This is a genomic window from Symbiopectobacterium sp. RP (assembly GCF_050472005.1).
Taxonomy (GTDB): Bacteria; Pseudomonadota; Gammaproteobacteria; order Enterobacterales; family Enterobacteriaceae; genus Symbiopectobacterium.
In genome coordinates, this window is the sequence record NZ_JBGOGS010000001.1 from 2,520,353 (window position 1) to 2,533,681 (window position 13,329).

A 13,329-nucleotide genomic window follows, 5' to 3' on the forward strand; every position below is an offset into this window, starting at 1 on the left:
TCTCCCTCCTTTTGGTTTGCACCTGCACTTTAGCGCGCTAACATGAGGCCACGCTGAATACCCGCCTGCTTTTTGTTATATAACAGTTACATAAATGTTGGCTTTTTGGGTATTCCCCTTTCTATAGCGCAGCCCGGTACTCTATGAAACAGACTCGACAGCAACAACTTGCTCTCTGGCTAAAACAACAGAGCAAACTGGCACAACGCTGGCTCCGCCTCTCTTTATTACTTGGGGCGGTAAGCGGTCTTCTGATCGTGGCACAGGCGTGGGTATTGGCAACATTGTTGCACGCCTTGATTATTGAGCACGTACCTCGTCAGACACTTCTCAGCGAGTTCATGCTGCTTATTGGCTTGTTTGCCGCGCGCGCGCTCACGCACTTACTGCGCGAGCAGGTGGGCTTTCGCTGTGGCGAGGCAGTACGGCAACACATTCGCCATCAGGTACTGGAAAAATTACAGCGCTTGGGGCCCGCCTGGGTGCAGGGAAAACCAGCCGGCAGTTGGGCGACGCTTATTTTAGAGCAAGTCGAAGATATGCAGGATTACTATGCGCGCTATCTGCCACAAATGTATCTTGCAGCCTTGATTCCTCTGCTGATTCTGGCCGCTGTGTTTCCCATCAACTGGGCGGCGGCACTCATCTTGCTGGTTACCGCCCCGCTGATCCCGTTGTTTATGGCGCTGGTCGGCATGGGGGCCGCAGATGCCAACCGCCGCAATTTTCTGGCACTGGCACGCCTGAGCGGCCATTTCCTCGATCGGTTGCGCGGCATGGAAACGTTGCGACTGTTCCACCGCGGGGCTGCCGAAGTGGATGACATTCGTCGGGCATCGGAGGATTTTCGCGGTCGCACCATGGAAGTGTTGCGTATGGCGTTTCTTTCTTCCGGCGTATTGGAGTTTTTTGCGTCTATCTCCATCGCGATCGTCGCGGTGTATTTTGGCTTTTCTTACCTTGGCGAGCTGGATTTCGGCCATTATGGCACCGACGTCACCCTGTTTGCCGGCTTTCTGGTCTTGATTCTCGCCCCCGAGTTTTTTCAACCGTTGCGCGATCTAGGCACATTTTATCACGCGAAAGCGCAGGCCGTAGGCGCCGCGGAATCGCTGGTGAGCTTTCTTACCGCTGAAGCGGAAGAGGTCGGTCTCGGCACTCAGCCTTTTGACGCTGAGACGATGACCATTCAGGCTCACCAACTGGTTGTGCTATCGCCCACTGGTGGTGCGCTAACCGAGCCTCTGACCTTTACGCTCGAACCGGGACAGCGGGTGGCGCTGGTCGGCGTGAGCGGTGCTGGGAAAAGTTCGTTGCTTAACGTACTGCTCGGTTTTTTGCCCTATCGTGGTTCGTTATGTATCAACGGGCAGGAACAGCATGCGCTGGATGCGACTGCATGGCGTAAAAACATCAGTTGGTTAGGACAAAATCCGTATTTACCAGAAGAAACGTTGCGCAGCAATATTCTATTGGGGAACCCACAGGCCAGTGAGGACACGTTGCAACACGCGGTGGAACGCGCTTACGTGCACGAGTTTCTGCCCTTGTTGCCGCAGGGTCTTGATACTGTCGTGGGTGATGGCGCAGCGCGACTCTCTGTCGGACAGGCACAACGCGTTGCCGTTGCGCGGGCATTGTTAAAGCACTCGCAGTTGCTCCTTCTGGATGAACCAACGGCCAGCCTGGATTCCCACAGTGAACAGCGCGTGATGCACGCCTTGGGAAACGCCGCACGTCAGCAAACCACGCTGCTGGTGACGCATCGCCTTGATGACACTCGCTATTACGATAGCGTATGGGTGATGGAAAAAGGACAATTGGTGCAGCAGGGTGACTATGACACGCTACGTCAGCAGTCAGGCCCGTTTGCCGATCTTCTGGCACAGCGTCAGGGAGCTTACTAATATGTCGCAGAATAGTCCGTTGCAGGTACTGAAAGCCTTTCTCCTGCTGTATCGTCGCCACAGTTGGCGGCTGAGCATTGGCATAGTACTCGCCATTGTCACATTATTGGCAAGTATTGGGCTGTTGACGCTCTCCTGCTGGTTTCTGGCAGGGGCATCACTGGCAGGCCTTGCCGGATTGATGACCTTCAACTATATGCTGCCTGCGGCGGGTGTGCGCGGTGCGGCGATCCTACGTACCGCAGGGCGTTATGCCGAGCGTCTGGTGAGCCATGACGCGACCTTCCGCGTGCTGCAACACCTGCGAGTGTTTACCTTTTCACGCACGCTCCCACTTTCACCAGGGGGGTTAGCCCGGTTTCGTCAGGCCGATTTACTCAACCGTCTGGTTGCCGATGTTGATACGCTCGATCACCTTTACTTGCGCGTGATATCTCCATTGCTCAGCGCGCTGGTGGTGATCCTGGTGGTGACTTACGGGCTTAGCTGGCTTGACGCCTCACTGGCATTGACCCTCGGCACCATTATGTTGCTGTTGTTAGCTTTGCTCCCGCCGGTGTTCTACCGTGCGGGCAAACCGATTGGCACCCATCTCACGCTGCTGCGCTCGCGTTATCGCACGCAGTTAACTACCTGGCTACAAGGGCAAGCCGAATTGAGCCTGTTTGGCGCGCAGACCGCCTTTTGCCGCCAGCTCACCGACACAGAACAGGCCTGGCTGACACAGCAACAGCGTCAGGCGCGCCTGACGGGCCTGTCGCAGGCACTGATGCTGCTCTGCACCGGTGTTACCGTTACCGCCATTCTCTGGCTGGCAGCGGCGGGAATTGGCGGTGATACGCAACCGGGAGAGTTGATTGCTCTGTTTGTATTTGCCGCACTGGCTGCGTTTGAAGCATTAGGTCCGGTTACCGGTGCGTTTCAACACCTGGGTCAGGTGATCGCATCAGCCACGCGCGTTGACCAGATTCTGCGTCAGCAACCTGCGGTGCTTTTCACAACGCCAGCCCCCTCCGCAACCTTAATCACCACGGCAACTCTATCACTACAGCAGGTAAGCTTCACTTATCCGGGCCAACCGCTACCGGTATTGCAGGACATTACGCTGGATATCGCGCCGGGCGAACACATTGCGCTGCTGGGACGTACCGGGTGTGGCAAGTCAACGCTATTGCAATTACTGACCCGCGCCTGGGACTGCGATGCAGGAAGCATTACCCTGAACGCTCTGCCACTCGCACAGTGGAGTGAACCGGCACTACGTGACATGATGAGCGTGGTGCCGCAGCGGATACATATTTTTAGCACGACGCTGCGCGACAACTTGCTACTGGCCGCACCGCAAGCCAGCGATGCCCAACTGAGCCAACAGTTGGAACAGGTAGGACTAGGTAATTTACTGGAAACGCCAGAGGGCCTTAATGCCTGGATCGGTGAAGGCGGACGCCAACTCTCAGGCGGGGAACAGCGCCGCCTTGGATTGGCTCGCGCCCTACTCCATTCTGCTCCCTTGGTGCTGTTGGATGAACCGACCGAAGGATTGGATGCCGATACCGAGCAAAAAATTCTGCATCTACTGCGTGAAAACACCCACGGCAAAACGGTTATCATCATTACCCATCGCCTGCACGATCTGGCGTATCTGGATCGTATTTGCGTACTGGATAATGGTCGTCTGGTTGAGCAGGGGCACCACGCCGATCTGCTGGTAGCACGCGGCCGCTATTGGCAGTTTCATCAACACGCCATCCGGCAGGCATGATGCAGCTATTTCAACTTTCATCCAATACCACGCGTTTTCCTCCGGTGGAGAAGGCGTTGACTGATCTCAACGGTTTATTGGCCTTTGGCGGAGACCTTTCGCCAAACCGATTGCTGGCGGCATATCGAGGTGGCATTTTTCCCTGGTACTCTCCCGGCGATCCTATTCTGTGGTGGTCTCCCGATCCACGCGCCATATTGCATCCTGAAGGACTCCACATCAGCCGTAGCCTGCACAAGTTCATGCGCAAGCAGCCTTTTCACATCACGCTTAACTCTTTGTTCAGCGTCGTGATACACGCCTGTGCACACGCGCGTCAGGAAGGAACCTAGATCAGTCCAGAGATGATTGCCGCTTACTGCACGCTGCATGAGCAGGGGCACGCACATTCCATCGAAGTCTGGCACCAAGATGAATTGGTGGGTGGGCTGTATGGCATTGCGCAAGGAAAGCTGTTTTGCGGCGAGTCAATGTTCAGCAACCGAGATAACGCGTCTAAATGCGCGCTGGTTGCCCTTGTCACGCATTTTGTGCGTTGTGGCGGGCAGTTCGATTGCCAGGTGCTAAACGCTTACACGGCGTCTCTCGGTGCCACCGAAGCGTCACGCGAGACGTATCTTACGGCACTACGCGCATTGCAGGATGCTCCTCTCGCGGCATCCAGTTGGCAGCCACAAGCACTGCCACTGGCACCTGTTGGAGAAAGATAAGCGTGCTCATACGCCCTTCTTATCCGAAAGTTGCTGCTGAGGTCATCAACGCTCCTTTACATAATGCCGGTTTTTCGGCATTATCGTGCCCGTTAAAAAAGTTAAGGTAGTTAACCCTAGAGGATTCGATGGCCAAAGAAGACAATATTGAAATGCAAGGCACCGTGCTTGATACACTGCCTAACACCATGTTCCGCGTTGAGTTGGAAAACGGACACGTGGTTACCGCTCATATCTCCGGTAAAATGCGTAAAAACTATATCCGCATCCTGACGGGTGACAAAGTCACTGTAGAGCTGACCCCGTACGACCTGAGTAAAGGCCGCATTGTCTTCCGTAGCCGTTAATCGGTTCACCTGTCGGTAGCATAGCCACACCTGAGGATGTACCCGCCTTATGTGCCCTTCCCTATTCAGGTAAGGGCTTTTGCTTTTGATACAGATTGCGCGTGGCGGTACTCGCCACAACCAAGACAAAAAAAGCAGTGCTTTCGCACTGCTTTTCTTTCACTGCTCAATGACACACTCAGTGTACAGACCCTTCAGCTTTTGCGCACTGTGGAAGCTGTAAGTTAGTGCTTTCGTCGCGCTATCCAGCTCCACCTTCACGGAGCCGCCATTCACCAACGAGCCAAACAGCAGTTCGTTTGCCAATGGTTTTTTGAGGTTTTCCTGAATCACACGCACCATTGGCCGCGCGCCCATCGTCTTGTCATAGCCTTTATTCGCCAGCCAGTTACGCGCATCTTCGCTGACTTCCAACGACACGCCCTTGGCGTCCAACTGCGCTTGCAGTTCCACGACGAACTTATCCACCACCTGCTGAATGATCTGCGTTGACAGATGGTTAAACCAGATGATGCCATCCAAGCGGTTGCGGAATTCCGGCGTGAAGATCTTTTTAATCTCTTCCATCGCATCGCTGCTGTTGTCCTGCTGAATCAGGCCAATCGATTTGCGCTGGGTTTCTTGCACGCCTTCATTGGTGGTCATGACGACAATTACGTTACGGAAATCCGCCTTGCGACCGTTATTGTCGGTCAGCGTACCGTTATCCATCACCTGCAACAGCAAGTTAAAGACATCCGGATGCGCTTTTTCAATTTCATCGAGCAGCAACACCGAATGTGGATGTTTGATCACCGCGTCAGTCAGTAATCCCCCCTGATCGAAACCAACGTAGCCGGGAGGCGCACCGATCAGGCGGCTCACCGTGTGGCGCTCCATGTATTCCGACATATCAAAGCGCAGAAGCTCAATGTCCATCGCTTTCGCCAGTTGCACGGTGACTTCCGTTTTCCCAACCCCGGTCGGCCCGGCAAACAGGAAAGAACCGACAGGCTTGCGTTCACTGCCCAAACCGGCTCGGCTCATCTTGATAGCCTCACTCAGCGCTTCAATGGCTTTATCCTGACCGAACACCAGCATCTTCAAGCGGTCGCTCAGGTTTTTCAGCACATCACGATCGCTGGCTGAAACGGTCTTCTCGGGGATACGGGCAATGCGCGCCACCACCGATTCAATATCTGAAACGTTCACCGTTTTTTTGCGTTTGCTGACCGGCAGCAAACGACTGCGTGCGCCAGCCTCATCGATCACATCGATAGCTTTATCCGGCAGGTGGCGATCGTTGATGTATTTGACCGACAGTTCAACAGCAGCACGCACGGCTTTAGCCGTGTAACGCACATCATGGTGAGCTTCATATTTCGGTTTGAGTCCATTAATGATTTGTACGGTCTCTTCGACGCTTGGCTCAGTAATATCGATTTTTTGAAAACGGCGCGCCAAAGCACGGTCTTTTTCAAAGATAGTGCTGAATTCTTGGTACGTGGTAGAACCGATAACCCGAATCTTGCCGCTGGAGAGTAGCGGTTTAATCAAATTAGTCGCATCGACCTGTCCACCGGAAGCCGCTCCCGCGCCGATAATGGTGTGGATTTCATCAATAAACAGGATACTGCTTTGATCCTGTTCCAGTTGCTTGAGCAGCGCTTTGAAACGTTTTTCAAAATCGCCACGATACTTGGTACCCGCCAGCAGCGAACCGATATCAAGAGAATAGAGCGTGCAACCGGCCATCACTTCCGGCACATCGCCTTGAACAATGCGCCAGGCCAGACCTTCCGCAATGGCTGTTTTCCCTACGCCAGATTCGCCGACCAGCAGCGGATTGTTTTTACGCCGACGGCACAGCACCTGAATGGTGCGCTCCAGCTCTTTCTCACGCCCAATCAGGGGATCGATACCGCCAACGCGAGCCAATTGATTGAGGTTAGTGGTGAAGTTTTCCATGCGATCCTCCCCACCTACCTGCTCTTCGTTAACAGGGTTTTCCGAGCTTGGTGCCTGACCAGGCTCTTCTTTACGCGTGCCGTGGGAGATGAAGTTCACCACATCAAGCCGACTCACATCATGCTCACGCAGCAGATAAGCCGCCTGCGATTCCTGCTCGCTGAAGATAGCCACCAGCACGTTGGCACCAGAGACTTCACTGCGGACAGAAGACTGAACGTGGAACACGGCACGTTGCAACACGCGCTGAAAACTCAGCGTCGGTTGCGTTTCACGTTCTTCATTATTTTTCAGTAACGTCGGGGTGGTCTGTTCGATGAACGTTTCCAGCTCCTGGCGCAGTGCAGCCAAATCCACCGAGCATGCTTCCAACGCTTCGCGCGCTGCCGGGTTGCTGAGCAACGCCAGTAGCAAATGCTCCACGGTCATAAACTCGTGGCGGCGCTCACGCGCTCTGGCGAAAGCCATGTTGAGACTGAGTTCCAGTTCTTGATTAAGCATAGGCGCCTCCCCACAATAAATTACCTGATATCAGGCCCTTTGCAGCGTACAGAGCAACGGGTGCTCATTTTCCCTTGCATAGCGATTCACTTGCACCGTCTTGGTTTCAGCCACATCGGCACTGAAAACACCACAGACAGCCTTCCCTTCGTAGTGAACCGTCAGCATAAGTTGCGTTGCGCGTTCAATATCATAAGAAAAGAACTTTTGCAGAACGTCAATAACAAATTCCATCGGGGTGTAATCATCATTGTTTAAAATCACGTTATACATCGATGGCGGTTGCAGTTTTTGCTGCTGTTTTTCCAGCAGAACGCTGTCAGAATGCGTCCAAGGACGGCTCTCCATACAAATCTCCGACGTTGCATCAACCTAGGTAGCTTGCCCCCACCAACCTGGGTAGCCTGCCCCCACCTATTTTCAATCCCCACACTGCGGTTACTCATTATTCATCCATCTTCATTAATGCGACACCAAGCTGAGTGTCCCACATCAGCCATTTACTCTTTATTTTATCACCTGCACGCGCGCTGTGTTGCCAAGAAGCAAGAAATCGTCCGGTGATGTCATCGGTAACAGCACACGTATTGAAGCAACAACCCTGCATGAAAATCATCAATTGCGTTACCTGCATCAAACTTTGACAAACTGCTCTGTGCTGCCTCAGTGGGATGGCTTGACGCTCTTTTCGATTTCACTATAGCCAAGCGACATTATTTTGATAACAATTAGCTGTATTTTTTGCCACATATCAGGGTATTGGCTGTAATCATTTTTAAGTCGGTTGGCTATAGAGTGTACAGGTGAATTGACGGGGTTTTAATCAATTCGCATTCATATCGACCAAATACAACAAAGCGACTTAATTTTGATTACACCATATGGACTGAGAACAAAATCTCTGTATCGCAACCACTCTCTCTTTTTTTGCTTGTGCCCACTTATGCTCAATGGGGTTAAGATCTGGCGAATATGTAGGCAAATACTCCACCATATACCCTGCATCGATGATGACTTGTTGAATATTATGTTTTTTGTGAAAAGTTGCACTGTCCATCACGATTACCCTGTTTTTAGGGAGTACTGGGATAAGGACTTGTGTGACCCAGGAATAGAAAACATCGCTGTTAATATTGATATCAAATAATCCGATAACAAACAGCGTTGTGCCTAATAAGGCGCCGATAACATTTGTTCTTCCCTTGGCTCCCCCGTTCTTCAGGGCAAAACACCGTTGACCTTTTGGGGAATAGTCGTGAGTCTGTGTGGTATCGTCTGGAAAACCACTTTCATCAATAAAAACAATAGGGTTACCTTCTTTTTCATACTGTTGTTTTTTTTGTTGAAATGCTTGCCGGGCGCTTTCGTCGGCTTTCGGATGACGTAGCGTTTTTTTATAGGTCAATCCCAGCTTTTTAAGAGCTTGCCAAATGGCCTTCTGACAAACACCAAAACGCTCTGCACGTTCTTTTTGGTAAGCATCTGGATATGGTTCAACACCTTTTATCAACTCGGATTTATCGATCTTTCGCTGACGCGTGGTCGATGCTTTTGACGCTATTTGATTAATACAACGCGATATAGCCAACCGACTTAAAAATGATTACAGCCAATACCCTGATATGTGGCAAAAAATACAGCTAATTGTTATCAAAATAATGTCGCTTGGCTATACAGAGGCAGGGCCAATCCGAAATTGCTTCGCTGTTTCTCGGATACTCAACCCTCCTTCTTCCCGTGTAGATATCACTTTACGTCTAAAATCAATTGAATAGCCCATTTAAATAATGCAATCAAAATTAAGTCGTTTAGCTATATAATGCTTATTTTGAAGCGTAGTGACTTCCCCTTCACTTAAAAAGGCTTTTTACATGCAACTTCAGGTAAATTTGATGTAGCGCAATTTTCATCTTTGTGAATGAAAATACGTCTCAATTCAGTCTGTTTGCGCACGGAAGCGCGCACGCGCGGAGAGTAACGCCTACTTTATGAAAGGGAGTGTTACCGCTTTCACGTAGAGTAGCTACCTCTGAATAATCTGTGGTAGAGGAGTTCTGTTGCCTATGCGAGATGTTAGCGCCGAGGGGAACCGCGTTTGCAAGCAGTATGAAGACCTTACTATGTCAGCATCGCCGTGTTTATCGAGATTCTCGGCATTGACCCACCACATCGTCAATATCGACAGATTACCGGTTGAAATGATCCAAAAAATTGCTACCTACCTTCCAACCAATGACTATGACAATTTCAGAGTTACCAATCGGACAATTTGCAATGCCCTGATATCGATAAATAGCATGCACAAGGCGTTAGCGGAAAAACCTCACTATGGTGCGCTAGGAGCATTCTACAAAACGTGTGCAGAGGCTAAACACCTTGAGGCCTGCTGTAGCAAATTGACCGAAAATGAAATCACAACGTTACTCAACATACGCGTGCGAGCAGACGGTAGGCCAGACAGAGCCACCTCGGTAACGGTGGGTCTGCAACTCGGCTTTGTACTGAAAAGACTGCGCTCTTAATCAGCTAGTTATCTCAACATCTCTTCCATCATACCCACGACATCGTGGCTTATGTCGAACATCGCTGGGCTATCCGATTCAGTATTCCCGGCATGAACAAGTGGTTGCACCGTCATGGTTTCTCCTACAAAAAACCGGCGGGCGTACCCCATAAATTCAGTGAAGAAAATCAGAAGCATTTCATTGAATATTATGAGAATTTAAAGAAAACAGCCGGCAATAAGCCGATTCTGTTTATCGATGCGGTTCATCCGACACAAGCCACAAAGCTCAGTTATGGATGGATACGAAAAGGGCATAAAAAGTCAGTTAAAACAACGGGAAGTCGAACCCGTCTGAATATACTGGGTGCGCTGAATCTGAGCGATATCGGCGGTACGGTTATTCACGATTACAAAAAAATTAATGACTACAACATTGCTCGTTTTTTCATTGAGATACGCAAACGTTACCCTGATTACCGACAGAGAATCCATGTAATACTGGACGGTGAGGGTTATCACCGAACCCAATTGATTAAGGATTGGGCCTTTGTCGTGAACATAGAGCTTCACTATTTACCGCCTTACAGTCCGAATCTGAACGCGATAGAACGCCTGTGGAAAGTGATGAATGAGCATACACGGAATAATCGCTATTTTGAAAACACCCGCGATTTTCGGGATGCAATATTCAATTTTTTCACCAATACGCTACCAGAAATAGCGGACTCGCTGACGTCCAGAATTCACGACTGTTTTCAGGTGCTCAAACCTGCATCTTGAGGTTTATTGGGTATATCATATGTATTAGTCGCGACTAGATCTGACACTGGACCTTGAAAGGTTGAGAGTTACCGGTTTTGATATGGGTGTCTAATCCTTAAACAAAACGCGAGGTAACTCTCATGCTTCATACTAACAATCCCATTATCAAACACAAAGCCGGCCTGCTCAATCTCGCCGAAGAACTCGGTAACGTATCAAAAGCCTGCAAGAGCATGGGCGTGTCACGCGATACATTTTACCGTTATCAGGAACTGGTTGCTGAAGGCGGCATTGATGCGCTGGTTAACCAGAACCGCCGGGTTCCGAACCTGAAGAACCGCGCCGACGAAGCCACTGAACGCGCGGTTGTTGATTATGCTATTGAGTTCCCGCCCCATGGGCAGCACCGGACCAGTAATGAGCTGTGTAAAAAAGGCGTGTTTATCTCCGGCAGCGGCGTGCGCTCCATCTGGCAACGACACGACCTGGAGAACTTCCGTAAACGCCTGAAGGCGCTTGAGGAAAAGGTCGCCAGAGAAGGCATTGTCCTTACCGACGCTCAAATCGCAGCCCTGGAGAAGAAGGCGCACGATGATGAGACCTGCGGTGAAATCGAGACGGCACATCCCGGGTATCTGGGCTCGCAGGACACCTTCTACGTGGGCAATCTGAAGGGGATGGGCCGTATCTATCAGCAGACGTTCGTGGATACGTACTCGAAAGTGGCACACTGCAAGCTGTATACGAATAAAACACCGCTCACCGCCGCCGACCTGCTCAATGATCGCGTACTCCCGTTCTACGAGGCTCAGGGACTGCCGGTGCTGAGAATACTGACCGACAGGGGTACGGAGTACTGTGGTAAAGTGGAGCAGCATGATTATCAGCTTTATCTGGCTATCAACGATATCGAGCATACGAAAACGAAGGCGATGTCTCCGCAGACGAACGGCATCTGCGAGCGCTTCCATAAAACCATTTTGCAGGATTTTTATCAGGTTACGTTCGGCAAGAAGTTATATGGAGACCTGGAAAGCCTGCAGGTAGATCTGGACAACTGGTTGTGGCATTACAATACTGAGCGAACTCATCAGGGAAAAATGTGCTGCGGGCGTACGCCGATGGTCACTTTACTCGATGGAAAACGGATCTGGGCAGAAAAGAATCTGAACCAGATGTAATCTGACAGACACCTGTATAAATAATCGGTAACTGTCAGATAGTACATATCAGCATTAAGCTATGCACGTTTGCTGCACAAGCAGAACTGATTTTTCTGGCGAGTAATATTTGCGAGTTAGCGCAGCTCAATGATTTTTATGCCTGTGCACACCAACTCTATGACGAGCTTGCGATTTCGCAACGCATTTATCTGACCACAATGATGGTCAAATTACACCAATTCTGGCGTGCGTACCCGCCTGCCAACCTTGCATAGATATCTACACATCATAAAGGGGGCTTTGTTGAATAAATCAGAACTTGTAACGACTGCGCCCCATACGGGTCGATTGTTACGTGATGCGAATACTGTTCGGCATTCCTAATAGCGTGATCAGGTTAAGCGCTTTGACCATGACCATGGCTTCACCCACCTGACCATCGTAGTCTCTCAGACTTAGATGACCACCCAGAAGCCTTTTGAACCGGAACATGGCCGTTTCAGTCACTGAGCGCCGGTGATAGCCCACTTTCTTTTTCCAGATAGCGTTACTACCGCTAATGCGCTGATTTGCAACAGCGTGGTTACGCTCGTGGTAGCGATCTTGCCAATATTGCGCCCCCCTTCGTGGCGGGATAAGCGGCCTTATTTTCTTCCTCAGCAGAGCATCATATAGCCAAGCGACATTATTTTGATAACAATTAGCTGTATTTTTTTGCCACATATCAGGATATTGGATGTAATCATTTTTAAGTCGTTTAGCTATAGCAGTAAACTGTATCGTAAGCGCCGTCAGCCGATGCCTCTCTGATTTTCCGGTGGTTCTGGTTTATCAGCGCCGGTAGAGCTTGGGCATCAGTCGTACCACTGAGCGACAAATCCGCACAGATAATCTCATGCGTCACACTGTCTACTGCCAGGTGCAGCTTACGCCATACCCTGCGTCTGTCGGCACCATGCTGCCGGACTTTCCATTCGCCTTCGCCAAAGACCTTCAGGCCGGTTCCATCAATGACCAGATGTGAGATTTCACCAGAGGTTGGCGTTTTTATGCTGATGTTCACTGTCTTTGCTCGCTTGCTGAGCAGCGAATAGTCTGGACAATGCAGAGACAATTTAATCAGTTTAAAAATCGAGTCACAAAAGCCCTGTAAAGCCCTCAATGAAAGGCCAAACATGCGTTTCATCATCAGGACTGTGATGATGGCCATATCTGAGTAGTGGAGCGGTCGTCCACGCCGTTCAGTAGTGTTTTTTCCGTCCATGCAGCAATGGCTGATTCATCTAGCCATACGGTTAGAGAACAGCGCTGCTTGAGGGCCTTGTTAGAGGGCCAGTTGGTGATTTTAAAATTTTGTTTTGCCATGGAGAGCTGATTTTGAAACAACTGTGTTGATCTGCTCCGATGATTACCCAAAAGTTCTATTTATTCAACAAAGCCCATAAAGGGTTAAAAACCACCATAGCTAAGTGGGCAAGTTCTTCCGGGGTATAAGTCTGCTAATAACGTCGAGGTATTTAGCAGGATGGATAGTCCGGCAAGCAGCGCTGGGGCGCTTTCTTTACGCCCTCGTTTTTGTTGTCGTCCGGATAATCGGCAAATTAACTGACGGGCTGCCGCATTGTCGTCTCCTTCAGCGCGTTGCAGCCGCCATACCAGCACACGTGCCATGCTAGAGCAGGGCACCAGCACTGCGCTGAAGCCATTCTTCTACATCATGACCG

9 protein-coding genes and 3 pseudogenes are annotated in these 13,329 nt (G+C 50.6%); 6 read left to right on the plus strand and 6 right to left on the minus strand.

Translation table 11 applies throughout. From position 1 onward, the window contains the following. Window positions 1-143: 143 nt before the first annotated feature. From cydD to infA, 4 genes and pseudogenes are all read left to right on the plus strand, one after another. Complete coding sequence (cydD, locus tag ACD630_RS16700) at window positions 144-1,907, plus strand: heme ABC transporter permease/ATP-binding protein CydD (protein WP_430359718.1); 1,764 nt, start codon at window positions 144-146, stop codon at window positions 1,905-1,907. A gap of 19 nt (window positions 1,908-1,926) precedes the next feature. After that, complete coding sequence (cydC, locus tag ACD630_RS16705; protein ID WP_430360107.1) at window positions 1,927-3,669, plus strand: heme ABC transporter ATP-binding protein/permease CydC; 1,743 nt, start codon at window positions 1,927-1,929, stop codon at window positions 3,667-3,669. After that, window positions 3,669-4,379, plus strand: a pseudogene (aat, locus tag ACD630_RS16710) (leucyl/phenylalanyl-tRNA--protein transferase). Before cydC ends, aat begins: the two are co-directional and overlap by 1 nt. Window positions 4,380-4,507: 128 nt before the next feature. Continuing rightward, window positions 4,508-4,726: a translation initiation factor IF-1 gene (gene infA, locus ACD630_RS16715; RefSeq protein WP_002211347.1), complete on the plus strand. Its 219-nt coding sequence runs from the start codon at window positions 4,508-4,510 to the stop codon at window positions 4,724-4,726. Window positions 4,727-4,885: 159 nt separating this feature from the next. Here infA and clpA read toward each other — a convergent pair whose 3' ends face one another. From clpA to ACD630_RS16735, 4 genes are all read right to left on the minus strand, one after another. Further along, window positions 4,886-7,174: an ATP-dependent Clp protease ATP-binding subunit ClpA gene (gene clpA, locus ACD630_RS16720; protein WP_430359719.1), complete on the minus strand. Its 2,289-nt coding sequence runs from the start codon at window positions 7,172-7,174 to the stop codon at window positions 4,886-4,888. Window positions 7,175-7,204: 30 nt separating this feature from the next. Next, window positions 7,205-7,522 carry an ATP-dependent Clp protease adapter ClpS gene (gene clpS, locus ACD630_RS16725; RefSeq protein WP_430359720.1) on the minus strand — a complete coding sequence of 106 codons (318 nt, stop codon included), beginning with the start codon at window positions 7,520-7,522 and terminating at the stop codon, window positions 7,205-7,207. 97 nt (window positions 7,523-7,619) lie between these two features. Then, on the minus strand, window positions 7,620-7,811 hold the full coding sequence (locus ACD630_RS16730; RefSeq protein ID WP_430359721.1) for a hypothetical protein: 192 nt from the start codon (window positions 7,809-7,811) through the stop codon (window positions 7,620-7,622). Window positions 7,812-8,036: 225 nt separating this feature from the next. Beyond that, window positions 8,037-8,762, minus strand: a complete 726-nt coding sequence (locus tag ACD630_RS16735; protein WP_430359722.1) for an IS630 family transposase — start codon at window positions 8,760-8,762, stop codon at window positions 8,037-8,039. Window positions 8,763-9,647: 885 nt separating this feature from the next. On the opposite strand from ACD630_RS16735, the pseudogene ACD630_RS16740 reads away from it, so the two are divergent. Both ACD630_RS16740 and ACD630_RS16745 read left to right on the plus strand, forming a co-directional pair. Continuing rightward, a pseudogene (locus ACD630_RS16740) lies at window positions 9,648-10,460 on the plus strand (IS630 family transposase); the annotation flags it as partial. Window positions 10,461-10,582: 122 nt separating this feature from the next. Further along, window positions 10,583-11,623, plus strand: coding sequence for an IS481 family transposase (locus tag ACD630_RS16745; RefSeq protein ID WP_430359723.1), 1,041 nt, complete (start codon window positions 10,583-10,585; stop codon window positions 11,621-11,623). 333 nt (window positions 11,624-11,956) lie between these two features. Here ACD630_RS16745 and ACD630_RS16750 read toward each other — a convergent pair. Continuing rightward, window positions 11,957-12,970: pseudogene (locus tag ACD630_RS16750) on the minus strand (IS5 family transposase). A gap of 84 nt (window positions 12,971-13,054) precedes the next feature. After that, window positions 13,055-13,276, minus strand: a complete 222-nt coding sequence (locus tag ACD630_RS16755; protein ID WP_430359724.1) for a hypothetical protein — start codon at window positions 13,274-13,276, stop codon at window positions 13,055-13,057. Window positions 13,277-13,329: the final 53 nt, after the last annotated feature.